This is a genomic window from Porphyromonas cangingivalis (assembly GCF_900638305.1).
Lineage (GTDB): Bacteria > Bacteroidota > Bacteroidia > Bacteroidales > Porphyromonadaceae > Porphyromonas_A > Porphyromonas_A cangingivalis.
The window spans coordinates 873,145-900,134 of the sequence record NZ_LR134506.1; the positions used below are offsets into that span (position 1 = coordinate 873,145).

General features: G+C 47.0%; 21 protein-coding genes and 1 tRNA gene. 17 read left to right on the top strand and 5 right to left on the bottom strand.

From position 1 onward, the window contains the following. Nucleotides 1-53 precede the first annotated feature (53 nt). The 5 genes from prmC to rpmH all read left to right on the top strand — a co-directional run bounded on the left by prmC (nucleotide 54) and on the right by rpmH (nucleotide 3,430). Entirely contained in the window at nucleotides 54-941 is an 888-nt protein-coding gene (gene prmC / locus EL262_RS03665; protein ID WP_036853690.1) for a peptide chain release factor N(5)-glutamine methyltransferase, read from the top strand. Then, nucleotides 942-1,436: a regulatory protein RecX gene (locus EL262_RS03670; protein WP_025838382.1), complete on the top strand. Its 495-nt coding sequence runs from the start codon at nucleotides 942-944 to the stop codon at nucleotides 1,434-1,436. It abuts the gene before it with no gap. Continuing rightward, complete coding sequence (locus EL262_RS03675; RefSeq protein WP_025838379.1) at nucleotides 1,423-2,109, top strand: ComF family protein; 687 nt, start codon at nucleotides 1,423-1,425, stop codon at nucleotides 2,107-2,109. Before EL262_RS03670 ends, EL262_RS03675 begins: the two co-directional genes overlap by 14 nt. Nucleotides 2,110-2,272: 163 nt before the next feature. Then, nucleotides 2,273-3,145, top strand: a complete 873-nt coding sequence (locus EL262_RS03680; protein ID WP_036844960.1) for a sigma-70 family RNA polymerase sigma factor — start codon at nucleotides 2,273-2,275, stop codon at nucleotides 3,143-3,145. Between the two features lie 132 nt (nucleotides 3,146-3,277). Further along, complete coding sequence (gene rpmH, locus EL262_RS03685) at nucleotides 3,278-3,430, top strand: 50S ribosomal protein L34 (RefSeq protein WP_022456740.1); 153 nt, start codon at nucleotides 3,278-3,280, stop codon at nucleotides 3,428-3,430. Nucleotides 3,431-3,689: 259 nt separating this feature from the next. On the opposite strand, the gene EL262_RS03690 is transcribed toward rpmH, so the two are convergent. Then, nucleotides 3,690-4,319 (bottom strand): peroxiredoxin, encoded by a 630-nt coding sequence (locus tag EL262_RS03690; protein WP_025838371.1) that lies wholly within the window; start codon nucleotides 4,317-4,319, stop codon nucleotides 3,690-3,692. A 212-nt stretch (nucleotides 4,320-4,531) separates the two neighbouring features. Between EL262_RS03690 and EL262_RS03695 the strand changes: the two genes are divergently transcribed. The 5 genes from EL262_RS03695 (at nucleotide 4,532) to EL262_RS03715 (ending at nucleotide 9,491) form a co-directional block, all read left to right on the top strand. Beyond that, nucleotides 4,532-5,737, top strand: a complete 1,206-nt coding sequence (locus tag EL262_RS03695; RefSeq protein ID WP_078735824.1) for an L-serine ammonia-lyase — start codon at nucleotides 4,532-4,534, stop codon at nucleotides 5,735-5,737. 33 nt (nucleotides 5,738-5,770) lie between these two features. Then, nucleotides 5,771-6,259 (top strand): 6,7-dimethyl-8-ribityllumazine synthase, encoded by a 489-nt coding sequence (gene ribH / locus EL262_RS03700; protein WP_036844973.1) that lies wholly within the window; start codon nucleotides 5,771-5,773, stop codon nucleotides 6,257-6,259. A 67-nt stretch (nucleotides 6,260-6,326) separates the two neighbouring features. After that, a tRNA-Tyr gene (locus EL262_RS03705) sits at nucleotides 6,327-6,409 on the top strand. Between the two features lie 331 nt (nucleotides 6,410-6,740). Next, a complete protein-coding gene (gene rho / locus EL262_RS03710; protein ID WP_025838368.1) occupies nucleotides 6,741-8,765 on the top strand; it encodes a transcription termination factor Rho in 2,025 nt (674 codons plus the stop codon). A gap of 6 nt (nucleotides 8,766-8,771) precedes the next feature. Beyond that, nucleotides 8,772-9,491 carry a M15 family metallopeptidase gene (locus EL262_RS03715; protein ID WP_234394732.1) on the top strand — a complete coding sequence of 240 codons (720 nt, stop codon included), beginning with the start codon at nucleotides 8,772-8,774 and terminating at the stop codon, nucleotides 9,489-9,491. A gap of 72 nt (nucleotides 9,492-9,563) precedes the next feature. Here the strand turns inward: EL262_RS03715 and EL262_RS03720 are convergent, their stop codons facing one another. The 3 genes from EL262_RS03720 to EL262_RS03730 are packed head-to-tail and all read right to left on the bottom strand — an operon-like array spanning nucleotide 9,564 to nucleotide 13,467. Further along, nucleotides 9,564-10,085 (bottom strand): gamma carbonic anhydrase family protein, encoded by a 522-nt coding sequence (locus EL262_RS03720; RefSeq protein WP_036844979.1) that lies wholly within the window; start codon nucleotides 10,083-10,085, stop codon nucleotides 9,564-9,566. A 10-nt stretch (nucleotides 10,086-10,095) separates the two neighbouring features. Beyond that, nucleotides 10,096-11,889 carry an aminopeptidase P family protein gene (locus tag EL262_RS03725; protein ID WP_025838366.1) on the bottom strand — a complete coding sequence of 598 codons (1,794 nt, stop codon included), beginning with the start codon at nucleotides 11,887-11,889 and terminating at the stop codon, nucleotides 10,096-10,098. A gap of 36 nt (nucleotides 11,890-11,925) precedes the next feature. Then, nucleotides 11,926-13,467, bottom strand: coding sequence for a DUF4301 family protein (locus EL262_RS03730; protein ID WP_036844985.1), 1,542 nt, complete (start codon nucleotides 13,465-13,467; stop codon nucleotides 11,926-11,928). A gap of 402 nt (nucleotides 13,468-13,869) precedes the next feature. On the opposite strand from EL262_RS03730, the gene EL262_RS03735 reads away from it, so the two are divergent. From EL262_RS03735 to EL262_RS03765, 7 genes are all read left to right on the top strand, one after another. Further along, a complete protein-coding gene (locus EL262_RS03735) occupies nucleotides 13,870-15,024 on the top strand; it encodes an iron-containing alcohol dehydrogenase (protein ID WP_078735823.1) in 1,155 nt (384 codons plus the stop codon). A gap of 34 nt (nucleotides 15,025-15,058) precedes the next feature. Further along, nucleotides 15,059-16,486 (top strand): zinc-dependent metalloproteinase lipoprotein, encoded by a 1,428-nt coding sequence (locus EL262_RS03740; RefSeq protein WP_025838363.1) that lies wholly within the window; start codon nucleotides 15,059-15,061, stop codon nucleotides 16,484-16,486. A gap of 27 nt (nucleotides 16,487-16,513) precedes the next feature. Then, nucleotides 16,514-18,463: a hypothetical protein gene (locus EL262_RS03745; protein ID WP_036853681.1), complete on the top strand. Its 1,950-nt coding sequence runs from the start codon at nucleotides 16,514-16,516 to the stop codon at nucleotides 18,461-18,463. 14 nt (nucleotides 18,464-18,477) lie between these two features. Next, complete coding sequence (locus EL262_RS03750; protein WP_025838359.1) at nucleotides 18,478-19,305, top strand: hypothetical protein; 828 nt, start codon at nucleotides 18,478-18,480, stop codon at nucleotides 19,303-19,305. Beyond that, nucleotides 19,302-20,507, top strand: a complete 1,206-nt coding sequence (locus EL262_RS03755) for an exo-beta-N-acetylmuramidase NamZ family protein (protein WP_025838357.1) — start codon at nucleotides 19,302-19,304, stop codon at nucleotides 20,505-20,507. Before EL262_RS03750 ends, EL262_RS03755 begins: the two co-directional genes overlap by 4 nt. Then, nucleotides 20,492-22,531 (top strand): excinuclease ABC subunit UvrB, encoded by a 2,040-nt coding sequence (gene uvrB, locus EL262_RS03760; RefSeq protein WP_078735822.1) that lies wholly within the window; start codon nucleotides 20,492-20,494, stop codon nucleotides 22,529-22,531. Before EL262_RS03755 ends, uvrB begins: the two co-directional genes overlap by 16 nt. 116 nt (nucleotides 22,532-22,647) lie before the next feature. Beyond that, nucleotides 22,648-23,799 (top strand): IS256 family transposase, encoded by a 1,152-nt coding sequence (locus EL262_RS03765; protein ID WP_025839650.1) that lies wholly within the window; start codon nucleotides 22,648-22,650, stop codon nucleotides 23,797-23,799. Nucleotides 23,800-24,124: 325 nt separating this feature from the next. Here the strand turns inward: EL262_RS03765 and EL262_RS03770 are convergent, their stop codons facing one another. Beyond that, nucleotides 24,125-26,977, bottom strand: a complete 2,853-nt coding sequence (locus tag EL262_RS03770; RefSeq protein ID WP_025839567.1) for a M16 family metallopeptidase — start codon at nucleotides 26,975-26,977, stop codon at nucleotides 24,125-24,127. Nucleotides 26,978-26,990 lie beyond the last annotated feature (13 nt).

Consider the following 26,990-nt stretch of genomic DNA (forward strand, 5'->3'; position numbering starts at 1 on the left):
GGATAAGTCTTAAATTTGTTCCCAACAGAGGAAAAGCCTCTGTCCGAAATGACATGACCACCATCAGAAGCCTCAAAGAGTATATTGCCGAAACCTTGAGTTCTTACTACCCCACAGAGGAAGCGGAGAGCATTGCTCGTCGTCTGCTCGAATCGGCCTACGGAGTGTCCTATCCGATGCTTGTGATCACACCTCCCAAAGATACACAAATTCATGAGGGGCAGAAAATGATAGAAGGTTGGATGGAACGCCTGCTGAATCACGAGCCACTGCAGTACATACTCGGCTTCACGGAGTTTGATGGTCTGCGTATAAAGGTGGCACCCGGAGTGCTCATCCCAAGACCGGAGACAGAGTACTTGTGCGAACTCATCAGGGAGAGGTTTGCTCCCACAGCAAAGAAGAAGTTGCATATCCAAGCCATAGACTTATGCACCGGAAGCGGTTGCATCGCATTGTCCCTCTCAGCCTCATTTCCGAACGCAGAGATTGAAGCCGTCGACCAAAGTGATCTCGCCCTGATGACAGCTCGGAACAATATAGAGGCACACCCTACCCTTGCACCACGTTTGAATCTTATCAAAGCTGATTTGCTTTCAGAGACATTCATCCCGACTTCTGAGCATTATGACCTGATCGTGTCTAATCCTCCTTATGTCCTCGAAAAGGAGCGGACGGAGATTCATCCACACGTACTTGACCACGAGCCATCCATGGCACTTTTTGTATCTGATGAGACTCCCTTACTCTTTTACGAGGCTATACTCAAGAAGTTTGCACACATCCTGAGTCCCGAGGGCTTGATAGCTTTTGAGATCAACCAATCCTTGGGACACGACACAGCCAACCTATGTACCTCTCATGGACTTATAGCAGAGGTCGTGCAGGATCAGTACGGCAGGGACAGATTTGTTTTTGCGAAACACAAAACCAACGAATGAATGGAGGAAAAAGAGTTCAAACGCCTACTTTTGAAAGCCGAAAGCTACTGTATCAGGGGAGAGAAGGCTCCTCTCGAGGTTGTCCGCAAACTTGAGTCTTGGAGCGAGGGGAGGATCGATCGAAATGAGACCGACCTCATCATAGCCAGACTGATGGAGGAGAAGTACCTTGATGTCCAGCGTTATGTATCAGCCTTCATATCAGATAAGGTGAAGTTCAATCGCTACGGACCGATCAAGATTCGGTATGCATTGAGGGAAAAAGGTATAGATGACTCGGCGATAAACGATGCTCTGAACAATGTCGAAGAAGAAGAGTGGATCGAAATCCTCACAGCCCTCTTGACCCAAAAGCAACGTAGCATCCGCACCGATAACCCTTACGAAATCAGAGACAAACTCTTCCGATCGGCATACAGCCGAGGATTCCCCTCTACTCTCATCAATCGAGCCTTACGGCGCATCAATATGGATGAAGTCGATGACATGGATTAAGCCCCTCATATCTTTTCTGTTTCCGGCGTATTGTATCTCTTGCCACGAACGATTGCCAAAGGAGCACCATCATATCTGTGAAAAGTGCTTCGAACAGCTCCCTAAATATGAGGGTCTGGAGACGTTCTATCATCCTCATGACCGGATAGAGGGCTTCGTGCCATTCTCTGAAGTCCGCTCTGACCTGATCTTCACAAAGCACTCTGTCACAAGGGAACTCATCCATCTCATGAAGTATCAAGGTTTTCCTGAACTCGGATATAAACTCGCTCGAGATTTCGCACTCAGACATAAAGGTCTCGGACACTTTGCCGACATATCGGCCATCGTCCCTATACCGGTAGCCCCACGAAGACTTAAGACAAGGGGATACAATCAATCCTCATTCATCGCCAAAGGCTTCGGCGAGATATACAGGTGTCCCGTTATTGAAGATGTGTTGTGGCGGACATCGGGCAATACCCAAACAAAACGAGACAAGGAGGCCAGATGGAAAGCGATGGATGGTGTCTTCGAGGGACAAGAGGGGACTCTTGCCGGCAAGCGCATCCTATTGATCGATGATGTCCTCACATCAGGAGCAACGGTCATCCATGCCTCCAAAGCGTTATATGACGTCTGCGGAGCCGAAAGTGTCTCGATCTACACTTTGGCTCTGGATGTTTATCTATAAAAATCCTACAAATCATCGTGAACAAAACACCCGAGATATTAGTTCTGTATCTGTAAGCACACCGGAGAGCAGTTTCACCAATTCGGGAAATAATTGTAACTTTGCTAAGTTTTGCTAAACACCGGTATCAGCTCCGCTATTTACCACCACGTAAGATTATAGAATGAGACAGTTAAAGATCCAAAAGTCAATAACAAATCGTGAGAGTGCCTCACTAGACAAGTACCTCCAAGAGATCGGTAGAGAAGAACTCATCACCGTCGAGGAGGAAGTACAACTAGCGCAAGCAATCCATCGAAATGATGCGAACTCACAACGATGCCTTGAGAAGTTGGTAAGAGCCAATCTTCGATTTGTGGTGTCTGTTGCGAAGCAGTACCAAAATCAAGGTCTCAGCCTCCCTGACCTTATCAACGAAGGTAACCTCGGACTCATCAAAGCTGCCGAAAAGTTTGATGAGACAAGGGGCTTCAAGTTTATCTCCTATGCCGTATGGTGGATCCGCCAGTCGATCCTTCAGGCCTTGGCAGAGCAGTCACGTATAGTGCGCCTTCCCCTCAATCAGGTAGGTAACATCAGCAAGATTCAAAAAGCAGTCACCCGATTTGAGCAAGAGAACGAGCGTAAGCCTTCATCCGAAGAGTTAGCTCACGAACTCGACCTATCAGAAGACAAGGTGATAGAGACAATGAAGATCAACGGCCGCCAACTCTCGGTCGATGCACCTTTTGTAGATGGTGAAGACAACAGCCTCCTTGACGTCCTCGTCAATGATGATGCACCGATAGCGGATAGGGATCTTATCAATGAGTCTCTATCAACAGAAATCGAAAGAGCACTCTCAACCCTCACAGAAAGAGAAGCAGAAATAATCAAAATGTTCTTCGGTATCGGAGGGATGCCGGAGATGACTCTCGAAGAAATCGGTGTCAACTTCGGGCTTACTCGTGAGCGTGTACGTCAGATCAAGGAGAAAGCCATCCGTCGCTTGAGACAGAACAATAAGAATTCGTTATTGAAATCTTATTTGGGTTGATCCATACAGCTTAGTCAGTGTGATGATTTTGAGGCTTTTTGTGTCGCCTATCATCATTTGGGCTTGCAAAATAAAAGTAAAAAATGTACCTTTGCACACCGTAAGTGTGATAAATAAAGAATAGAGACGAAAATGAAAAGAACATTTCAACCATCAAATCGCAAGAGAAAAAATAAGCATGGTTTCCGCTCAAGAATGGCTACAGCAAATGGTCGTCGTGTGCTCGCAGCTCGTAGAGCTAAGGGTAGAGCTAAGCTTACTGTCTCTGACGAGTACAACGGTTAATCAATAAGACCGTAGTCAAAGAAAAAGAAATAGGATATCTTTTAGATGTCTTGTGTCGCAATCCGCACATGTAGGGTTGCAAAAAAGCAGTGATAATGGAGTTTTATCTCTTATCACTGCTTTTTGTTGTCCCCCTCTCACCAATCTATGAATATGAGAATATGACTCGCTACACAGCAAAAAAAATAGCAGTGCCAAATTCATTTGGCACTGCTATTTTTTTATTTATTAGGTGGAATATATTTATCCCATCATAAGCTTAGTGATTGCTCAAGTAGTCAGATACACTTTCGTGCGTCCCCTTCATGGCATCTTTACCTTGGCTCCAGTTTGCAGGACAAACTTCCCCAAACTCTTCGAAGTGACGGAGAGAGTCTACCATACGAAGAGCCTCATCCACATTACGTCCGAGTGGAAGGTCATTGATCAAAAGGTGACGAACGATACCTTGCTTGTCTATCAAGAAGAGACCTCTGTAAGAGACAGGGTCACCTACGCATACGAGGTTACCATTTTCATCATAATCTTCTTCAGAAGCAAGGACTCCGTAGTTTGTAGAGATAGTCTTTGAGAAGTCTGAAACGATAGGATATTCTACACCCTTGATACCACCTTGGTTGCGCTCTTGATTCAACCATGCAAAGTGGGAGAAGTGAGAGTCCACAGAACAACCCACAAGCTGTACATCTCTCTTTTCGAACTCAGCCAACTTTTCTTGGAAAGCGTGCAACTCAGTAGGGCAAACGAATGTAAAGTCCATAGGATAAAAGAAAAGGACAACATACTTCTTACCGATAAATTGCTCGAGGTTGAAGTTTTCAATGAATTCGGAACCCTTAACTGCTGTAGCAGAGAAAGAAGGAGCCTTCTTACCAACTAATGTGTACATAATTTTTTAATTGTTTATTTGTGATTTAACGCGTTTTGTTTTTCTACACTGTTTATACAACAAGCCTACATATAGTTTTGTTGCGACAGAGCTATCACAAACAGAGAATTTCAATAAATTTCAAGTCTTGGACAACTTTCGGACCAAATAACTATCTTTGTAACACAAACTACTCATAACACTACACCTCATAATATATTGAAGGCTACAGAATGGAGTCGATCCGTCAGATATACAAAATAGGCAATGGACCATCCAGCAGCCACACCATGGGTCCCAAAAGGGCTGCGGAGCTATTTGTCCAACGCCAAAAATCAATCCCAACATCTTACAAGGTTACACTATATGGAGCTCTGGCTGCAACAGGCAAAGGACACCTCACCGATGTCGCGATCTTGGGTGTCCTTGCTCCCCTCGCTCCCACCGAAATAGTATGGGAGCCCAAAATGGTGCTTCCTTTTCACACCAACGGGATGAAGTTTCAGGGCTTGGACACTGACAAAAATATAGTCGAAGAATGGATTGTGTACAGTGTAGGGGGAGGCTCCCTCGCAAACCCCGAATTTGATGAGCGGAAGGCTCAACAAGTCTATCCTCACCATCTCATGGCGGACATCATGGACTTTTGCTACAAAAACCATGTCAACTATTGGGAGTATGTAGAAATGCATGAGGGGGTAGAGATATGGGACTATCTCGCAGAGGTATGGAGGGTCATGAGAGCAGCCATCGAAAGAGGACTCGAAACGGAAGGAATACTGCCGGGAGGGCTAAACTTGAGGAGAAAAGCATCGGAATACATGATCCGATCAAAGGGCTACAAAGACAACATCAGTACCCGCGGGATGGTCTATGCTTATGCCTTAGCCGTAGCAGAAGAGAACGCTGCAGGTGGGGTCGTTTCGACAGCTCCTACATGTGGATCCTCCGGTGTCGTACCAGCAGTACTCTATCACCTTCAAAAGTCGAGAGACTTCCCGGACAGGCGGATATACAGAGCCTTGGCAACGGCAGGCATCTTTGGAAATGTGGCGAGAACTAACGCCTCAGTATCCGGCGCAGAAGTGGGATGCCAAGGCGAAGTTGGCGTGGCTTGCTCTATGGCGGCAGCAGCGTCTTGCCAACTCTTCGGAGGTAGTATCCGTCAGATCGAGTATGCTGCAGAGATGGGGCTGGAACACCACCTCGGGCTTACTTGTGATCCAGTCTGTGGCCTTGTACAGATACCTTGTATCGAACGTAACGCGTTTGCGGCAGCGAGAGCCTTGGATGCCAATACGTTCTCAACATTCTCAGACGGTTCGCACCGAGTATCATTCGATCAGGTTATTGACGTCATGAGACAAACAGGACACGACCTGCCAAGTCTCTACAAGGAGACTTCCGAAGGCGGATTGGCGACACATAAATTCAACTGATAATTCATTACTTTTACTTCATATCAAGACATTATGGCAACGATATACAAAAATCTCTCTGATCACGACCAAGAAACAATCCCTTCGGGAAAAGGGCACAAATTTGCGATCGTCGTATCTGAGTGGAATTCGAACGTAACCTTCTCGATGGCAGATGCTGCTGTACAGCAACTCAAGAGAAGCGGCGTAGAGGAGAATGACATTTCAGTACACTATGTTGCAGGAAGTTTTGAGCTGATCTACGCTTCGACTGCAATAGCGAAACACCCCACCCCTCCCAGTGCTATCATCGCCATAGGATGTATCGTACGTGGAGAGACCCCGCACTTCGACTACATCTCTGAGGCCGTGGCTGTAAATATCGGGAAGCTTAATGTGGACTATAACACTCCCGTGATCCTTGGGGTACTGACCACAGACACAATGCAACAAGCACTCGACAGATCCGGTGGGAAGCATGGCAACAAGGGAGATGAGGCTGCTGTCACAGCCCTAAAACTCGTTAAAGAATTTGCGTTATAAATTATTTATCCTAACTTTGCAGGGAGTTTGAGAAAACTAAGTGCTTGACTTCTGTGGTCAAAGCAATGGGCAGTTACCAGAGTGGCCAAATGGGGCTGACTGTAACTCAGCTGGCTTACGCCTTCGGTGGTTCGAATCCATCACTGCCCACTTTTTAAACTCTTTATGGCGACAACCTTCCTGTAAAGAGCTTCTTAGAAGTTGATGCGTGTATCAACTCTTATCTTCAATTTCATCTTAAAATAGTAATTTATTTTTCACCAGAGGGTGTTTGTCGTCCGTGTGACGCAGTGGTTTGAGGTAACTCCCGGAAAGAGTCTCGTACCTCCCTATGTATTATCTTTATTGGGATTATACGATACTATCTTCACGTGTATCCAAACATTGTGGTCATGGTTCATTCACTTGCTGCACATCATTCGATTAGTCTTCAGATTAGTCCGATTGTTGGGACAGTCCCCTCGTTATTTAGCCGAAATCTATGGCACAGACTTATAATATTTTGGAGCTTAATGCCATGTCTCAGGAGGAGCTTATAAAGATCGCTAAAGAGCTTGGCATCAAATCTCCGGAAAAACAGCAGCCAAACCTGCTTGTCTACAGTATACTCGATGAACAAGCAGTATTGATTGCCAACAAAATCAAAGAGAAAACTCCCGAAAAGAAGCAAAAGGCAAAAACGCCTGAAAAGTCTACCAAGGCCCAAAAAGAAGAAAAAGCGGAAGTAAAGACTGAAAAAAACAATTCCAAATCTCAAAAAACGACTTCTCCCGCTCCCAAGACTCAATCAGAAGACAAGACTGATGTGCCACAAGCAACAACCGAGCTTGCGGAAGAGACCGATCTAAAGAAAAAAAGAGGTCGCCCCAAGAAACAAAAAGAAACTGCTCCACCGGCAAAACCTATTCAAAAAACAGCCGAAGGTAGCCAGCAAAAGGAAGAAAAGCCAGAAGAGTCCAAATCGAATAAAACCGACGAGCAACCCCAAATGGTATTCGTCCACAAGGACATCATCCCTGATACGCCGATCTCTTCCCCAACTGTAGAAGAGGAAAAGTCGGAAGAACCACAAGAGAAGACTCCTCAAGAGCCTAAACAAGAGGAGAAACGCCCACTGGTATTTGTAAACAAAAACGCAAGTAGTTCGTCTGTCCTTGATCAGATGATGGACATCATAGCCCCTACATCACAAAACGAGCAAAAGAATACTCAGACGAAGCAGCGTCCACAGAATAAAGAGGCTAAGCAATCTTCTCCTCAGCCACAACAAGCTCCACAGGTTCAGAAACAACAGGTAAAAGAAGCACCTGCCAATAGCCAATCCAACAACACAAAGCAGCAACAACAAAACGCTCCACAAGATAAGTATTATGACTTTGGGGACGCGCTCAGAATGGTTGGTGTGCTTGAGATAATGCCCGATGGCTATGGCTTCATCCGTTCAAGCGACTACAATTATCTCACATCTCCGGATGATGTATATGTATCTCAGTCACAGATCAAGAACTTGGGTCTTAAGACCGGTGATTACATCGAAGCCATCATAAGAGCACCAAAAGAAAAAGAAAAATACTTCCCTATGCACAAGGTCGTCAAGCTTAACGGCTGCGAACCTGAACGTGTCAGGGACAGAGTGCCTTTCGATCACCTCACCCCCCTATTTCCTAACGAAAAGTTCAAGTTGGAAGCACCTTCATGCGATAAAGTCTTCGACAAAGTCGGTGTTCGTATCGTTGATTTATTCTCACCTATCGGTAAGGGACAAAGAGGGCTTATCGTGGCTCAACCCAAGACAGGTAAGACAATGTTGCTTAAGGACATCGCGAATGCTATTGCTCACAATCATCCCGAAGTCTACATGATCATCCTGCTCATCGATGAGCGTCCTGAGGAAGTGACAGACATGGCAAGTAGCGTGAATGCAGAAGTCATTGCTTCGACATTTGACGAACCGGCCGAACAGCATGTAAAGATTGCTGATATTGTCCTCAACAAAGCCAAAAGGCTTGTTGAGTGCGGGCACGATGTTGTCATCCTACTTGACTCGATCACTCGACTTGCACGTGCATACAACACGGTTCAGCCGGCTTCAGGAAAAGTACTTTCGGGTGGTGTCGATGCAAATGCACTCCAAAAACCAAAAAGATTTTTTGGAGCTGCACGAAACATCGAAAATGGTGGTAGCTTGACCATCCTTGCAACAGCACTTATCGATACCGGATCAAAAATGGATGAAGTCATCTTCGAAGAGTTTAAAGGAACCGGAAATATGGAACTCCAGCTCGATCGTAAGCTCTCCAACAAACGCATCTATCCTGCCGTCGACATCATGGCATCCAGCACAAGACGAGACGATCTGCTCCAAGACTCCAATACCCTCAACCGTATGTGGGTACTCCGTCGCACACTTGCAGAGATGAACTCGGTAGAGGCGATGGAAGAGGTCAAGAAGCGAATGGAGACAACTGTCGACAACATCGAATTCTTATACTCAATGAATGATTAAGAGGTCATGAACATCCACTTAACATCAAAAAATAATGGTCACATCCTTCAATGGGTGATGACCATTATTTTTTTGTTTTCAGTTGCAAGGGTCGATGCTCAGAGCAGTCAAGTCGACCTTCAAGTCATGATGGAGCACTATGGACTGATCGACATCCAAAGCATTGACTCCACGATCATGGTTGATCTGAAATATGCTACGACAGACAACTTCATGAGGAAAAACATGTATGGGTCTCTCCACAAAGCCTACATCCTTCCCCATATGGCCGAAAAGCTAAAGAAAGCCAACAGTCTCCTCAAAGCCTTGAGCAAGGATAGCCTTTGCCTCATCATTTATGATGCCGCTCGTCCCCAAAGCGTACAGAAGGATATGTACGACCAAGTCAAGGATACCCCTCAAAAGGTCTATGTCGCACGTCCGGACAAAGGAGGACGTCACAACTTTGGGGTAGCGGTGGATCTTTCGATTTGGGACAAGAGGACCAATAAGCCCATGGATATGGGCACCCCATTCGACCACTTCGGTGAAGCTGCTCATGTGGACAAAGATGCTCTACTTATCCAAAAAGGGCTACTGAAGAAAGAGCACATACAAAACCGTCAACTCCTTATCAGCATCATGAGGCAAGTGGGGCTTCGTCCCTACCGAAGAGAGTGGTGGCACTATGAGGAACCAATGTCTATTTCCGAAGTGAGACAACGATTCAAGCTATTAGACTTTTAACCAACGATCTCAATAAAAGACAAAGCCCTGTAAGGATTAACCTTACAGGGCTTTGTCTTTTATCTGTTTGTTTTACTCTTGTGGTGGGAACCACGATGCATACATCTGATAGTTGTCTGCGATGCGCTTGTTCATCGTACGAGCTTGTTCGGGATCGACCATCTTTACAAACTTTGCAGGCACACCGGCATACAGAGCCCCGGCAGGGATCTCAGTACCCGAAAGCACCACACTTCCCGCAGCCACTATCGCCCCTGCTCCCACGACGGCATTGTCCATGATGATGGCTCCCATGCCTATGAGTGCTCCCTCCTCGACCTTTGCACCATGGATGATGGCGTTATGTCCGATGGAGACATTGTCTTCGAGGATGGACACCGACTTCTGATAGAGCGTGTGTATGACTGCCCCATCTTGCACATTCACATTCTTTCCGATGCGGATGCTGTTCACATCACCACGCACCACCGCAGAGAACCACACACTACTCCCCTCACCGATTACCACATCGCCCACGACGACGGCATTCGCAGCAAGGAAGCACGACGAATGGATCTCCGGAGTAAAGCCTCTTACTGTCTGTATGATTGCCATTGGGTTCGCTTTACTTTGTTAGAGGCAAAGTCTTGTTGCGCAACCACGCAGCCTCTTCAGCAGAGAGGAGAGGAGACAACTCCCTATACACCCTTTCCTGATAGTCATTGTACCACTTGATTTGAGGTGCCGACATCATCGATGGCTCCACCAAAGTATTATCGAGATAGCAAAGGGTCAAGGTCTCGAAAGCATAGAATGTGCCATCTATCGTCTCGTTATAAGGGATCGTACGCACAAGATTTTCGATGCGGATACCATACTCGTTGGCGAGATAGTAACCGGGTTCATTCGAAGTCACCATACCGGGACGAAGTGTTGTTGGATTTTCGTCCATACGGATATTCTGAGGTCCTTCATGCACGTTGAGGAAGTGCCCCACACCATGCCCTGTGCCATGACCATAGTTCTGGCAGTTGTCCCAAAGCGCCTTACGAGCAAGGATGTCGAGCTGAGAGCCCCTCGTGCCTTGAGGATAGATCGCTGTGGCGATATCGATATGTCCCATGAGGACACGAGTATAATCTTCTTTTTGTCTCTTTGTAGGATTACCATCGAGGGAGATCGTACGAGTGATGTCTGTCGTACCATCATTGTACTGGCCACCCGAGTCGAGGAGCAACATCCCCTTACGCTCGACCTTGTAAGCCGTAGGATGCTCCGCACGATAGTGCACGATGGCCCCATGACCGTTGTAACCTGCAATCGTTGCAAAGCTGTCGGAGACATAGTAGTCACCCTTTGCACGGAACGATGCAAGGACTTCACCGATCTCGACCTCGTCAGGAGTACGACCTTCGTCAAGCTCCTTTTCGAGCCAAATGAAGAAGCGGGTAAGTGCCACACCATCGCGTTTCATGGCAGCCTGATAACCACGATACTCGGCTTCATTCTTACAAGCCTTGAGCAGAGTGATCGGTGACAACTGGCTGATCACGGTACAGTGTGCAGGGACTGCCGATGCGAGAGCAAAGTTGGTACGAGCAGGATCGAGGACTAAGATCGACTTCTCACAGAGAGCAGGCACATCGTTGTATATCTCTGCATAAGGCTTAATGACCACGCCACTGCCTTCGAGATGAGCCTTGACTTCCGGAGTGATCTTCTCAGGGAATGTGTAAAATCTCACCTCATTACGAGTGATCATACCATAAGCAATTCCCACGGGGTTGTAGTCCACATCCGTACCACGCACGTTGAAGAGCCAAGCGATCTCATCCAACATCGTGATGATCATCGTGTTTGCACCGGCATCATCAAGAGCCTTACGCACATCAGCCACCTTGTCCTGGACACTACGACCGGCATACTCCAGAGGTTGGATGAAGAAGGGGTGCATGGGTATCTGAGGCAAAGATGTACGCACCTCGGCGATGAGATCTTGATCTGTCACGACCTCTATACCTGCGACAGTTAGTTCTCTCTTGTAGCTGTTGGCCTCATTGACAGAGATCGCTCTACCGAAAAATCCGACTTTCTTGATACCACCCTCTTTTCTCAAAAACTGAGGGATCGAAGGGGTCTCAGGCAAACCCATCTTGAAGAGTTCGATGGTCGTACCTTCGAGTTGCTCTGCCCCTTGAAGGAAGTAACGAGAGTCTGTCCACAAACCTGCACGGTCAAGTGTCACGACGACCGTACCTGCCGAACCGTTGAAGCCGGAGATCCACTCTCTATCCTTCCAACACTCGGGGACATACTCACTCAAGTGACAGTCCGAACTCGGGATAATGTATGCATGGATATCTGTCGCTTTCATCTTCTCCCTCAGGGAAGTCAGCCTTGCTTTGATTTCTGTAGTCATAGGTTATTTGTTTTTTATTGAATATTTGTTGATTTGTTATCTATGTGCGGGTCTCAAGAGATCATTGACGGTCTTGACAGGCTCAAATGTAGATGCAGGCACTTCAACGAAGGCCGTACACCACTCGGACATGGCACCGTTCCACAGTCCGGGGAGTTCGAGAGCCTTGAGTTCCTTACCATCCTTGCTCTTATAGCTGATGAATCCTGTCTCTTCGTTGACAAACGCAGTGAGATTGAACTTCTTTCCCTTGTAGTCCCTCACACAGCAGACAAGATCCACGGGGTTGAAGTACTTTCCATTCTCGAATATCTCCCTCATCTGCGGATCATTCATGTTGATCTGAGTGCTCTCCAAGATCTGAAGCGAAGTCGTGCCATCATCGTTGCGGACAACATACGGTCCCCCTCCTGGTTCAGACTCATTGCGCACCATACCACAGACACGGATGGGACGGTTGAGTATCTTACGAAGGGGTTCGATGCATTCCGAAGCCACTCTCCCCTCCAGCGACGGAGTCTCTATGGCAAAGGCCGTCTGTAGGAAGTCTCTGATTTCGGGTATGGCCGCCACCTTACGTTTGTCATCGTTGAGGATACGCATATACTCGTAGACCTTATCTCTCAGATGGATGAGGTATCCTGCAAGTGCCTTCTTATAGATGATGGTTTCACTCTTGTATCTGTCGGGGACAACATTATCTATATTCTTGATGAAGATCACGTCCGCATCTATCTCATTGAGATTGCGGATGAGAGCACCGTGTCCTCCGGGGCGGAAGACAAGCGAACCATCCTTCTCTCTCAAAGGGATATTCTCCATATCCACTGCGATGGTATCCGTCTCAGGCTTTTGGATGCTGTAGGTCACATCATAATGCACCGAGAAGAAGTCCTCCCACTTGGGGATCTTCTTCATCAGCAAAGAGCGAAACGGATCGATGTGATCCGGAGAGATCGTAAAGTGCAGACGCACACGCCCCGACGTATTCTTGGCATACAAAGCTCCCTCAGCGAGATGCTCTTCCATGGGAGTTCGAGTACCTTCGGGATACGTGTGGAAAGGGATGAGTGCCTTAGGCAAATGGCCATAGTTGAGCCCTTTGGACTCGATGAGATTTTCGATGATTGCCTTGTACTCCCCCTGCTGGTGGAGCTTCATCATCGTCTTCCAGTTGTTCACAAGACAGACGCGATTGAGCGTATCTCCGAAGGCAAAAGTCGAAAGATTGTCCAACAATTCTCGAACAGAAGGAGGAGCCGTATCAAGGTCACCCTCTTCATCTGCCAAGAATTTAAACAAGTCCTTGAACATCCTCGAAGCCGCACCCGAAGCCGGGACAAACTTCACGATCTCGGAGCTTGGTTCTTTGAGGACTCTGCTCCACTTATCGAGATAAGTATTCAGTTCCTCTTGGGACAAGGAAGTGATACCACAAGTATCATCCGCAGCCTTGATGATATCGAGAAAAGGGAAGCCCTTCTCAAACCTTCTGAGCTGTTTCTCCACGGTGGACTTGGATATATTTTTCGCCTTGATCTGCTCAAGATCTTCGGGTGTCAATTCAAATGCCTGCATATCGAGCTAATGTGTTTATCTTTTCGAACGAGACCGCATGTCTCTAATCACAAATATATCACTTTTCGTCTGCATAGCCGTGAGAATTTCACTCAGATTTTAGGGAGGGAGCCCCCTTTTCCGAAAGAAGACACCGTGGCACACCGAAAAAAGATATAGGAAGCGAGAAAAAAGGTCGTAAGATTCGATGACGAAAGTCTTACGAATCGATGAAACGAGTTTAACGACTTTTTTTGTACCCCTTTTTGTCACACAAAGCTTCATCTTACTATCCAAGCCCCTCTATCCATATTTTTCGTATCTTAGTACTCGTAATGGTGTGCAAGGTCACACCGACACAAAAGGATAGTAAAAACATCTCTCCATCCCACGATGAGGAGACCAATGCACAGATAACTACGTATGAAGAATTTTATTTTCACCAATCCCACAAAACTGATTTTCGGTAAAGACTCAATAGCTCGTATCACAAACTTCTTGCCAAAAGACGCAATCATCCTCCTGACTTATGGTGGAGGCAGCATCATGAAAAATGGCATCTACGATCAGGTCATGGAGCAACTCAAGGGCTTCAAGGTCGTTCCTTTCGGAGGTATAGAGGCCAATCCGGACATTGCAACCCTCGAAAAAGCCATCGAACTGGGGCGTAAGGAAAAGATCAACTTTATCCTCGCTGTAGGAGGTGGCTCGGTCATCGATGGAAGTAAACTCATCGCCATAGCCATCCCTAGCACCACACCTGCATGGGACATCGTAAAGACCGGCAAGTTTGAGGGAGCAATCCCATTTGGTACAGTGCTCACAGTACCCGCGACAGGCTCGGAGATGAATTCGGGAGCCGTGATTTCGAACCGTGAGACAAAGGAGAAGTTCGGCTTCTACGGTACTTTCCCCCTCTTCTCAGTGATGGATCCGACCTATGCCTACACCCTATCAAAGCACCAGATATCCTGCGGTATAGCAGATGCGTTCATGCACGTCTGTGAGCAGTATCTCACCTACCCTGACCAGAGTGGCGTGATGGACAGAATGTCTGAGGGGATATTGCTCAATCTCATTGACATCTCAAAGTCTCAGGACAAGCTTGCAGAGCACGATTACGACACATTCTGCGAATATATGCTCTCAGCGACCATCGCTCTCAATGGTTTCCTCTCCATGGGTACGGCTCAGGACTGGTTGGCACACATGATCGGACATGAGATCACAGCTCTTACGGGTATCACACATGGGGCTTCGCTCGCGATGGTGTACCCTTCGGTGCTTCGTGTGATGAGACCTCACAAGGAAGGAAAGATCCTACAATATGCCAAGAGAGTATGGGGTATAGAGGGTGACAACACCGATGAAATCGTGACAAAAGCAATCTCAAAAACCGAAGAGTTTTTCCGTTCGCTCGGGCTTGCGGCAAACATGGCCGAAGGCAAGGTGGATCAGAGTGTGGCGGACGAGATCATCCGACGTATGGAGGAAAGAGGTCACAAGTATGGCGAAGGCCGTATCGCCTCTGTCGAGGAGGTGAAAGTGATCCTCAAGGACTCATTGTCCCAAAAGTAAATGACAACCGACCCTAAATAACTTTGCGACAGAGATGGCAAGGACTCAAACATATCCGGTACTCTTCAGAATTACGGTCTTGGCTCTTATCATCACGCTGTTTACCGTAGGGTGTGCATCCAAGGCCGACAGTGGAGAACTGATGATCGAAAAAGATCTCATAGATGCGATCCCCGTGAATGGTGGCACATACCGAGTATTGGTACGCTCCGGAGAGGTGTGGACCGCAACAGCTTCGGACTCTTGGTTCAGGACAGAGAAGAGCGACAGAGGGGTCACAAGGACTATCGTGACCATTGTCGTCGAGCCCAACATGACGACCAACGAACGTAGCGGACAACTTACGTTCACGACCGAAGCAGGTGCCTCGAAGGCCATCACTCTGAAGCAACGTTCAGGTGACATCGAGCCGGACATGATCGACTATCGCCTCCCGGTGATCTTCCACATCCTATACAGTGACCAGAGTAAGCAGGAAGATAAACCTTCAGGTGAGTACATCGCGACCCTCATGGAGAAAGTGAACAAGTACTATCGTCCGGTGGGAGATCCGAGGTTCGGTGAACTACAAGAGGAGGATCGACTCAAGCTCCCAAGAGATGCAAGTGACACGAACCGTCCCAATATGGGAGTGGAGTTCGTCATGGCACAGAGTGCACCTGACGGCAAACCTCTCCCAATACCGGGGATCAACCGTATAAAAGTAGATGCTCCGGAGATCAAATATCAAGACGTCTTGTATGACAAGAAGGGTGGGATATATCAAGGCATGGCTTGGGATCGTAGCAAGTACATCAATGTCTTTGTCTTCAGATTTAAACGAGAGACTCAGGGCGATGGCAATGCTCCGGTTGGAGAGGTGCATGGTGCTGCGTTCTTGCCCTCTCTCGTGAAGGGAAAGAACATCCCCGGTTTTTCAGACTACGATGCTCGTATCCTCGATGAGCTCAACCACTGCATCGTGATCAATACAGTGGCATTCCATAAAGAGGAAAACACTCAAAGGGAACTCTACAATCCGGCAGCGACATTGTCTCACGAGCTCGGGCACTACCTCGGGCTATATCATACATTCTCGGAGAATGAGCAACACAATGCTCTCCTCGATGATTGCGTCGATTCGGATCACTGTGACGACACCCCTTCGTACAACCGTAAGGCTTACGAAGTGAAGAGGCTGCAATATGGCAGCAAAGACAGGTTGACACCGCTACAGTTTGACGAACTGCTACAACGCACGAGTTGTGCACAAAAGAGATATTATGCCACAAACATCATGGACTATGACATTTGCCATCAGGATGCTTTCACAGCCGACCAGCGCAAGCGTATCCGCACGGCACTGTATTATAGCCCGTTGATCCCCGGTCCAAAGTTCTTCAGCAAGGAAGAGTTGCGCTCTGAGGGAGGAGAGATTGTTCATCCGCCGGTAGTTGTCTGTGGGCCACATCATAACCACTAAACAAGGAGAAAAAGGACTCTCTCTGAGATGATCAGAAACAGGGGATACATATACTTTATGCTTGTCTTTGCGGTGCTTCTATCGGGATGCAAGCAGTCTGTCTCTACCGTCGGAACCATAGAGATAGATGCGGATAAACCTGTACTACATGAGGGTAAGCTACCTGTCGGGATCACTCTCGGGGGGCTGAGCAAGAGTGGAAAAGATCTCCTGAGTCCAAACATACTTATCAACAGTGGTTTCGAACTTGCACCAAGACTTGAAAACTGTAGGTATGACTTCTCAAGGCAGTTGCTCACTACGCCGAATGGCTATACGACATTTTATCCTGTGCCTGAGCTACTGTTTGGTTGGAAGTCAAGAGGTGGATTTGTATCTCTTCAAAAGTCCGGCGAACAGTCCTCGGTCAATCAATACCATCTCAGTCTACAACCCGCGAGGGACTCTTTACAGAGAGTCGAGGTCATAAATACCGCAGCCTTTTCGCTCTCGAGAGACAGTCAATATACTTTCAGAGCAAGGCTCAAGAGTTCGAGTGACTCTCTGTCCATAAGCGTTTGTCTTGCGGACACGGCTTGGATGCCGGTGTCTACACCTCAGCGTATCAATGCAGGTCAGATGTGGACTCCGGTATCTGTGACTTTAACGTCCGAAAAAGATGTTTCGCAAGCTCATCTTATGATAAAAGTCGAGGGGAGAGGCACCTCCTTTATAGATGACATCAGACTTGTGCCACAAGGTACAGAAGAGTCTCATGGATTGAGCGGAGAGCTATTGAGATTGATCAGAGAGTTTGACCCGGGCTTTATGAGATTTCCGGATGGACGGACGGCCAACGGCTTTTTCATCGACACCTACCCCGAGTGGACGAGATGGATGGAAACCGAAAGCAGACGTCCGATATGGACGCTGAATCAGCAAGAATACACAGGTGAGTTTGGGCTGAAAGACTTTTTGTCCTTGTCGAAAGAGTTACGAAAACCTCCTATTCTTATCTCGAACATAGGGATCACAGACAGAGGAGCTTCGCCAAGAGCTGAAAACATCAAACTGCTGGATGAGCGAGTAGCATCACACATCGCTTTGGCTCAATACCTCCTCAACATCTACGACATCAGCAAAGACTCTGTCCACCTCTCACCTGCGATACAGCCGGGATATGACATGACCAGCTACGACTATTTCAGGCGTTTCAAAGTCATGAGCGAGAAGTTCAGAGACAATGAAATAGCGATTGACCTGATCAGTTCGGGAGATATTACGAGCTTTCAGAAGTTCAGCAATTATATTTTTGATGTCCCTTGTACCCCTATCTCCTCTCCTGAGCTGTCAGCCATCGTCCCCGACATCCACGATGACGAAGCTATGCTGCGCCAGCCAATCATGCTTGGAGAATGCCATTTCAGCGAGTCCGATAGCTCACTCTTCGTCCCCAAACTTATTCTTAGAGCAGCATTCTTGATCAATGCAGAAAATCAAGTGTCCCATCTCAGAGGTCTGACCGTCACCCCATTTCTTGCAGAGGTGAACGACGGAGCAAAGTATCCCCTCATCCATGTCGATGGAGGCAGATATACTCCGACTGCCCTCTACCACCTGATGAAAGCTTTCATTGCGATGCGAGGGACGACTCTGAGATCTCTAAACGAGCATACCCCTAAAGATCAAAGCCCTTGGTCTCCGCTCTATGCCTCTCTTACCTCAAGTGCAGACAATAAAGTCTTCTACCTCAAGGCGGTCAATACAACTCGTCACCCCCTTCCTTATAAAGTGCTATTCAAGGGGAAAGACTTTTCGCCTAACAAAGTCAGAAGCCTCCACTTTATTCCAAAAGGTAAAACCACAACCACGGAACTGAAGGATTTTGACCATTATTCGACAGTCTCGGACGAAAGAAAGCTCGACACCTCCGACAAGGAGTGGCAATACACATTTAAGCCTTATGAAATAGTGTTCTTTGAGTTTACATCTCGTTAAAAGCGTTCATCATAATGGATATCATTGCGGTACAAGAAAGGGGGGAGACACTCTGGCACGTCGTCAGCAAGAGAAGAGTGCTCGAAGTGATACCAACAGCCGTGTTGGATGCAAGATGTATGTCATCCATTGAGATATCCAAAATGATCTCTCTGCAACTCATCGACAAGCTACCACAGACATTGTGTTCGGTCACGATTTATGGGAAAGAGGATACGCCACGGAGCCGATATACTTTGGAAGAAGCATTACTCCAGCACTTTGACTGCTCGATAGAGATCAAGAAGTATCATCAGTCCGTGGCAGAAGTCCTTTGTGGCGATCGTTCGGGCATCATCGCCACCATCGGAGAGACCTCTGACATGTGGAGGTTTGATGGTTCGAAGGTGACCGACTACAATCCATCATTGGGCTATATCTTTGGAGACAAGGGGAGCAGTACGGTCTTGGGAAAGACACTCATATCCGCCCTACTGACTGAAAAGATATCAACAGATGTGGTCAATGCGTTTTGTATGAGGTTCGGTATCGACATGGAGTGGTTACTTCATCAGGTACAGAACGATCAACTACCCAAAAAGTTCTTGTCCTCCCTGCTCCCGTTCATCAACGATCATAGAGAGGAAGCATCCATTAAAAAATTGATAAACAACACCTTGGAAGATTACCTCAGAATGGACATACTGCCTTACTCAAAAGGTGAAGAGGTACACTTCATCGGAGAGATGAGTGTTTTGTACGACAAACTTCTTTCCGATACGTGTCAAGGCTTGGGCATCCGAATGGGCAAGGTCTTGGCGTCTGTGACAGACACTCTATTATCAACACACATATCCCAATGAATATCAAATACGTCCTCGCTATCCTCTTGCTGATAACGCTCCGGACATGGGAGACTTCGGCACAAGTCAAAGTCGGTGCCGAACGTATCGACGAGATACTCATCTTCACACATGGTAAGCGCATCGGCATAGCCACAAACCATACCGGGATCCTCAATACCCCGGCTCAGACTCACATTATCGACACCCTTCTCAGTCGAGGGGTAAACATCACAGCACTTTTTGCACCGGAGCATGGACTTCGAGGCAACCACGATGCAGGAGCAGTGATCAAGTCCGGCAAGGATGAAAGGACCGATATAGTCGTACATTCTCTGTACGGAACAAATAAACGCCCTACAAGACAACAACTACAAACAGTCGACATGATGCTCTTCGATATGCAGGATGTCGGGGTAAGATTTTACACCTACATCAGCACGATGTATTACATCATGGATGCCTGTGCCGAGTATGGTGTACCTTTGCTCATCCTCGATCGTCCCAATCCTCACGATACTATCGATGGGGCGGTACGGAAAGATCGGAAGTACCGATCGTTCGTCAGTCTCCTCCCGATACCTGCCGTGCATGGACTTACCCTCGGAGAAGCAGCCATGATGATCAATGGTGAAAGGTGGTTGCCTCAGAAGCGCAAGGTCCCCCTCTATGTACTGACAGTCCAAGGATGGAAGCATGGTCAGCCCTACTCCCTCCCCATCCCGCCAAGTCCAAACCTCAAAAGTGACAAAGCCATAGCTCTATATCCCACGATCTGCTATCTCGAAGCGTGCTCGTGGAGTGAGGGGAGAGGGACTCCCTTCCCTTTCGAACAAGTCGGCTATCCCGACAAACGTTGTGGCGCACACTCTTTCATCCCTACTCCTATGCCCGGAGCCTCCGAGCCAAAACACAAAGGAAAGAAATGCTATGGTCCGGTCATCAACAGCTACCGCAGCGGACAAGGCATAGACTTAGACCTCCTGCTGTCTATCGCCAAAACCTCCAAAAGCTATGGCATCACCCTCATCTCGAAGCCCAAACTCTTTGATCTCCTCGCCGGCAATGGCTTACTACGAAAGCAGATCAACTCAGGAACTTCAGTGAAAGAGATCCGAAGGAGCTGGCAAAAAGACATCGAAGAATATAAGGCCATGAGAGCCAAGTATCTCCTTTACGAAGATTATGACACTACCCCATCCGACTCATGCAATATAAGATAGTTTCCCCATTCAAGCCTACAGGCGACCAGCCACAAGCGATCGAAAGCATCGTCAACAGCATTCGTTCCGGAGCTCACAAGCAGACCCTGCTGGGTGTAACCGGATCGGGTAAGACATTCACTGTCGCCAATGTCATAAAAGAGCTTGGGCTTCCCACCCTCATTCTGAGTCACAATAAGACTCTTGCAGCACAGTTGTACGGAGAGTTCAAGACATTCTTCCCTCACAATGCTGTGGAGTACTTTGTCTCCTATTACGACTACTACCAGCCCGAAGCTTATCTCGCCTCTTCGGACATATACATCGAGAAGGACATGGCCATCAATGCAGAGATCGAAAAATTGCGACTCAAAGCAACAGCCTCACTCCTCTCCGGGCGCAACGATGTGATCATCGTCTCCTCCGTCTCTTGTATCTATGGTATGGCTAACCCTCAAGCATATAGCTCCAAGATGGTATCCATCAAGGAAGGAGATACCATCGAGAAGGATGTCCTCCTCCGCAATCTCATCGATGCCTACTACATCCACAATAAAGAGGACTTCAGACCCGGAACATTCAGGTCGAAAGGAGATACGATAGACATCTTCCCTGCTGTCGAAGGATATGACGGTATAGCTTATCGCCTCGAACTGTGGGGAGATGAGATCGAACGCATTACAAGCTTCAATCCCACAACGATGGAGGAATTTGGTAGACAGGACAAAGTAAACATATATCCTGCCAACCTGTTCGTGACGACAAAAGAGCAAATAGCCATAGCTCTTGAACAAATAGAGGCTGACTTGGAGAAACAGGTGGCATTCTTCGAGAGTATGGGCAGAAGTGCGGAGTCTGTACGTCTGTACGAACGTGTGACAAACGACATGGAGATGATACGCGAACTGGGCTACTGTTCAGGGATCGAAAACTATTCCAGATACTTCGATGGGAGAGCACCAGGCGAACGCCCCTATTGTCTCTTGGACTATTTCCCTTCGGACTTTTTGCTCGTCGTCGATGAGAGTCACGTCACTGTGCCACAGATACATGGCATGTACGGAGGTGACCGCTCACGCAAGATGAGCCTGGTGGATTACGGCTTCAGACTCCCTGCCGCGGTGGACAATAGACCCCTTAGATTTGATGAGTTCGAGTCTCTCGTGGATAAAACGATCTTTGTGAGTGCGACTCCGGCAGAGTATGAGCTCCAACAGAGTGAAGGGATCATCGTCGAGCAGATCATACGCCCCACAGGCCTTCCGGATCCTGTCATAGAGGTACGTCCGACAGCCTTCCAAATCGATGACCTACAAGAAGAGATACATCTACGCATAGAGCGCAACGAACGTGTCCTCGTGACAACGATCACAAAGAAACAAGCCGAAGAACTATCAGACTATCTCAGTGACAATGGCATACGATGCGAGTATATCCACAGCGATGTCGACACAATCCGAAGGGTCGAGATCATGGAAGGTCTCCGAGCAGGAGAATTTGATGTGCTCGTAGGGGTCAACCTCCTACGTGAAGGACTCGACCTGCCGGAGGTCTCTCTCGTAGCAATACTTGATGCTGACAAGGAGGGATTTCTACGTTCACACCGCTCGCTCACACAAACCGCAGGTCGAGCCGCTCGTAATCTCAACGGCCTGGTCATCTTCTATGCCGATGAGATCACAGAGAGTATGCGCCTCACAATAGAAGAGACAGCCAGAAGAAGGGAAAAACAACTTGCCTACAATGCCCAACATGGCATTGTTCCCAAACAGATTGTCAAAAAAAGTGCATCCATACTCGAACTTACCGGGGGATCATCGGTCAAAGGCGATCAGAAATACGATCTAAGCACAAAGAGGGGAACTATGGCAGCGGAGTCCAAACTTACTTATCACTCATCAGACACGTTGGAGGAGATGATCGAAAAGACACGTACCGCGATGCTTCAAGCTTCGAAAGAGCTCGACTTCATCTCGGCGGCTCAGTATAGAGACCGCCTTCTGGAGCTTCAAGCCCAAGCTGAGCAGCAAAACAAATCCAAATAAATCACAGACACATCTAACAAATAAATTGCGAAGAGGCATCAGATACTGTCCTAAAAAAGTGTGTAAGCCCCGTAGCTCTTAAATTTGTGGTAAGAACAAAAAACAAACTAAGAACAATGGAGCTTACATCATCACAAAAGTCGGCATTTATTTCGGAAATGCTGTCATCGGAGTCAGGTATTAACGAACTTATTCGTGTATTATTGAACACCTTCTCCAAGCAAGAACGTTCTCTTTTTGTCCAAGAACATAAAGGTGAACAGTGCAATGGTTTCCGTCCCCGTCGATGGCGGGGCTATGGCTGTAGCTTTGAGCTTCGCATTCCACGTACTCGTTCAGGGAATTTTCAGCCCCTGATTTTGGGCATCCTCTCCCATCAGGAAAGCGAACGCGCCCTCCTCTTCCATGAACTTTATACCCGAGGACTTTCGTGCGAAGATATTGGCACGGTGTGCGAACGCCTCTATGGTCATCACTATAGTAAACAGCAAGTCAGCTTCCTCTCCAACACGAGTAAAGCAGAGATATACGAGTGGTTAGAACGCAAATTGTCGCCCCACTATTTGGCAGTATACATTGATGCGACGTTTGCCTTTACTCGGCGAGAGGATAGTGTCTCTAAGGAGGCCTACTACACGATGCTGGGCTTGCTTCCTGATGGTAGCCGCGAGGTGCTTTGTGTGGTGAATCATCCCACAGAGGGAGCATTGAATTGGGAAGTGGAGTTGAAAGCTCTCAAAACTCGGGGCGTAGAACACATAGACCTGATTATCTCAGATGCCTTACAGGGTATTGAACGCGCTATTTGCTCGGCTTTCCCTCAGGCAGCTCATCAGTTATGTGTTGTTCATTTCAAACGACAAGCACTTAACGCCGTGTCAAAGAGGGATAAAGCTCAGATGAAGCAGGAGTTGGATGACTTATTCCCTATTCTGGATACAGGACTTACTCCCATCAAGGCATTTGAGAAATTATGTACATTTGCAGAGCGTTGGGGCAAGAATTACAGAAGTTTACTCTCTCTGTCTTCCCCTCGCAATATAGGCTACTTCACCTATCTGAGGTACCCGGAGGAGGTTCGTCGTATGATTTACTCAACGAATTGGGTGGAGCGTCTCAATCGCAACTATAAGCGCACGTTACGTATGCGTGGGGCTCTCCCCTCGGCTGATGCCGTCGTATTCCTCTTAGGATCTGTTGCCCGAGAGATGACTGAGAGAACTTATGCTAGGAGGTTGCCCTACTTTCAAGAGTGGAAGATTAAATAAATGGATAATAACAACAAAACCACAAAGTTTTTACCACAGGGGCATGCCCCTGTGGTAAAAAAGGAAAACAACTACTCTTACACACTTTTTCGGACACTACCAGGCATCAAAAGATTTGATGCCTCTTCTCTTAGTGTACTCTGAATACATACGCTACAAAGTAAGGAGACTTATTAACTCGAAGAAGTAGTACCCAATAAGATAAAGCGGACAATAAAAAAGTCACAGTAGAGTCTCCACTCTACTGTGACTTTGGATTATTTGGGAGTTATCCGTATCAGAAACTATTTCGCTTCAGATTCATGGATGTACTATCGCATATGGATTAGTTCTGAGCTGTTGTTTCTTTGCCTTCTGAAGTAACGACCATTTCAAAATAACGATGATCCTTCAAGAAGTCCTTCAAGTACTGCTGGATGCTCTCCGGTGTGATCTTTCTGAGAGTATCGAGGTAAATAGGATGGTTATCTTCGTTGTCATAGAACTTAGCCATGATGATACTCAACCAATAGCTATTCTCATCTTGGCTGTCTTGGTAACGATTTTCGATGTTCTTGACAGTCTTGTCAAAATACTCCTTATTGATACCATTTTCAGCCATCTCTTGGAGTTCTTTCTTGATCTTTTCGTTAAGAAGCTGAACCTTTTCGGGAGCTGTCTTGAAGTTTATGAAGATGCTTGCTTGACCCTTAGGATACTTACTTATACTTACCCTTGCACTAACACCATAAGTACCACCTTCATCTTCTCGGATGGTTTTTTGATACTGCTGTGTAAGGACTTCACCCAAGATAGTAGTCTTAAGTCGAGTCTCAAGGTCATATGGCATTTGACTTACATAAACATCATAAACCTCAGCCATTCTTGTATCTGCATTGATAGAGAAATGCTTGATAGAAGGTGTCTTTGTTATGCCTGTAGCTTGCTCATAGTGGCTGACATCCTTTCTCTTCAACTTTGGAAGAGAAGCAAGATATTGCTCTACAAGAGGCTTGAGTGTAGCTTCATCAAATGTACCGATGATGAAGAAAGAGAAGTCGCTGGCATCAGCAAAACGCTCTTGATAGATCTGCATGATACGATCATAGCTGACCTTGCTTAGATCTTCTTCCTTCAATGGTTTGCGAAGCACATCTCCAGGGTAGAGCATCGCAGGAATACTGTCAGAAACAGCACTCATAGGGTCTGCGGCGGCACTTCTCAAAGCCTCAGTAATATTTTGCATGAATGCTTCGTAAGCATCTGCATCCTGTCTCTTTGCTGTCATGTTGAGGTAAACAAGCTGGAACATTGTCTCGACATCCGCATTGTTAGATGAACCGGAGACAGTTTCTGTGAACTCACCTACTCCTGTACCGGCAGAAGCGACACGACCTGTAAGCACTCTTGAAAGCTGAATATTGTTGAAATTACCGATTCCACCGAGATCAACTACACCGTCCATGAGTTTCAAATTCTCGATATCATTGCTGATATTCAACATTCTGTATCCACCCGGGCTGATACCGGAAAGAATGATCTGGTTCTCCTTGAGATCGGACTTCTTGAGGTACACCTTGGCACCGTTGCTGAGTGTCCAAAGAGTTGTCCCATAAGGAAGGTTCTTTTTGACCGATACGACTTTACCCTTCTTTGGTAACTTTTCGATCAACTTTTGGCTTGATACTTCCTCCTTGTAGGGTTCAACGACTTGCTGCAGAGCCGCATTATACTGAGCGAGGAGTTCGGCCTCTGTTGGATACTTGAGTGTCTCCTTTTCAGGAGCCATCATCATGATGAGAAGATTCTGACCGTGAGCCAAATCCTTGAGATATTCATTGACATGTTGTACTGTCAACTGTGATGCAATCATCTTGAGGAGTTGATTTTCCATTTCGATGCCGGAGATGCTTCCCCCGTCAATGAAGTAGTTCTTATACTCTTCTGCATAAGATCCGTTGCTTCTATTAGCTTTATTCTTCAAAGACTCATCAGAAGACTTCAATACATTAGTGCGGAAACGATCATATTCGCTTGCAGTAAACCCGAACTCTGTAGCACGCTTCAACTCTGCGACAACAGCATTCAAAGCTTCCAAATACTGACCTTCTTTGGCTGTGATATCAAGACCAAGAGCACTCTTGGTCTTCACCAATCCCATGAGATTACCGTTTGAAAGACCGGCTGAAAGGAATGGAAGGTTAGGCTTTTGCAAAAGTTCAGCAATACGCAAGTTGAACATGGATGTAGCAGCAGCACTGAGGTAGTTGAGTGCAAGCCCCTCCGCAGAAGCCTTTACATCACTCGGTGTGACCTCTCTTGCATAGCTGATAGAGATAGAAGTCGAGGTAGCTTCAGGATCTGTCTCAATAGCTACAATAGGTTCTTTATTGTCAGGCACCTGAGTGTAGAATCTTTCAGCAGCATTCTCAGGCTTCTTGACATCCATAAACTGCTCCTTAATCTTCTTCTCGACATAATCTACGTCAATATCTCCAACAATGATAAGGGCTTGTAGATCGGGGCGATACCACTTCTTGTAGTAATCCTTGATCTCTTGGTACTTGAAGTTAAGTACGACATCCATACTACCGATAGGAAGACGCTTACCGTACAAGTTGCCGTTAGGGAACACACGAGGAAGGATCTTCTCGATCATCCTCATGGAAGCATCCTGACTTCCTCTCCACTCTTCATGGATAACCCCTCTTTCATCATCAATTTCTTTATGATCGAGAGTGATGTTGTTACTCCAGTCATGAAGGATAAGAAGGCACGAGTCCACAATACCTTGTCTTGTGGTAGGTGCATCCATGATGGTGTATACAGTCTCATCAAATCCGGTATAGGCATTGAGGTTGGCCCCAAACTTTACCCCGACACTTTCGAGATAGTTAATAAGGTTCTTACCAGGGAAATTTTTCGTCCCATTGAACGCCATATGCTCAAGGAAGTGAGCCAAACCACTTTGGCTATCTTCTTCGAGCATGGATCCGACCTTCTGAGCAATATAAAAATGTGCTCTATTCTTAGGTTGATCGTTGTGGCGAATAAAGTAAGTCAGACCGTTGTCCAACTTCCCATATCTCACCTGAGGATCAATAGGTAATGGCTGTACCTGTCCCTGAGCATGCAGACTCTGAAAGCCCAACATCAAAAGGAGCAAGAAGCCAAAGCTCTTAATCTTGCTGAATGACATACTTCTAATTCGT

Excerpts from the sequence above, each read along its gene's own strand:
- EL262_RS03690 (WP_025838371.1), bottom strand. The coding sequence starts at position 4,319 with ATGTACACATTAGTTGGTAAGAAGGCTCCTTCTTTCTCTGCTACAGCA.
- EL262_RS03770 (WP_025839567.1), bottom strand. The coding sequence starts at position 26,977 with ATGTCATTCAGCAAGATTAAGAGCTTTGGCTTCTTGCTCCTTTTGATG.
- EL262_RS03765 (WP_025839650.1), top strand. The coding sequence starts at position 22,648 with ATGGAGCTTACATCATCACAAAAGTCGGCATTTATTTCGGAAATGCTG.
- EL262_RS03670 (WP_025838382.1), top strand. The coding sequence starts at position 942 with ATGGAGGAAAAAGAGTTCAAACGCCTACTTTTGAAAGCCGAAAGCTAC.
- EL262_RS03745 (WP_036853681.1), top strand. The coding sequence starts at position 16,514 with ATGATCAGAAACAGGGGATACATATACTTTATGCTTGTCTTTGCGGTG.
- EL262_RS03720 (WP_036844979.1), bottom strand. The coding sequence starts at position 10,085 with ATGGCAATCATACAGACAGTAAGAGGCTTTACTCCGGAGATCCATTCG.
- ribH (WP_036844973.1), top strand. The coding sequence starts at position 5,771 with ATGGCAACGATATACAAAAATCTCTCTGATCACGACCAAGAAACAATC.
- EL262_RS03730 (WP_036844985.1), bottom strand. The coding sequence starts at position 13,467 with ATGCAGGCATTTGAATTGACACCCGAAGATCTTGAGCAGATCAAGGCG.
- EL262_RS03695 (WP_078735824.1), top strand. The coding sequence starts at position 4,532 with ATGGAGTCGATCCGTCAGATATACAAAATAGGCAATGGACCATCCAGC.
- EL262_RS03750 (WP_025838359.1), top strand. The coding sequence starts at position 18,478 with ATGGATATCATTGCGGTACAAGAAAGGGGGGAGACACTCTGGCACGTC.
- EL262_RS03715 (WP_234394732.1), top strand. The coding sequence starts at position 8,772 with ATGAACATCCACTTAACATCAAAAAATAATGGTCACATCCTTCAATGG.
- EL262_RS03725 (WP_025838366.1), bottom strand. The coding sequence starts at position 11,889 with ATGACTACAGAAATCAAAGCAAGGCTGACTTCCCTGAGGGAGAAGATG.
- rpmH (WP_022456740.1), top strand. The coding sequence starts at position 3,278 with ATGAAAAGAACATTTCAACCATCAAATCGCAAGAGAAAAAATAAGCAT.
- prmC (WP_036853690.1), top strand. The coding sequence starts at position 54 with ATGACCACCATCAGAAGCCTCAAAGAGTATATTGCCGAAACCTTGAGT.
- EL262_RS03755 (WP_025838357.1), top strand. The coding sequence starts at position 19,302 with ATGAATATCAAATACGTCCTCGCTATCCTCTTGCTGATAACGCTCCGG.
- uvrB (WP_078735822.1), top strand. The coding sequence starts at position 20,492 with ATGCAATATAAGATAGTTTCCCCATTCAAGCCTACAGGCGACCAGCCA.
- rho (WP_025838368.1), top strand. The coding sequence starts at position 6,741 with ATGGCACAGACTTATAATATTTTGGAGCTTAATGCCATGTCTCAGGAG.
- EL262_RS03675 (WP_025838379.1), top strand. The coding sequence starts at position 1,423 with ATGACATGGATTAAGCCCCTCATATCTTTTCTGTTTCCGGCGTATTGT.
- EL262_RS03740 (WP_025838363.1), top strand. The coding sequence starts at position 15,059 with ATGGCAAGGACTCAAACATATCCGGTACTCTTCAGAATTACGGTCTTG.
- EL262_RS03735 (WP_078735823.1), top strand. The coding sequence starts at position 13,870 with ATGAAGAATTTTATTTTCACCAATCCCACAAAACTGATTTTCGGTAAA.
- EL262_RS03680 (WP_036844960.1), top strand. The coding sequence starts at position 2,273 with ATGAGACAGTTAAAGATCCAAAAGTCAATAACAAATCGTGAGAGTGCC.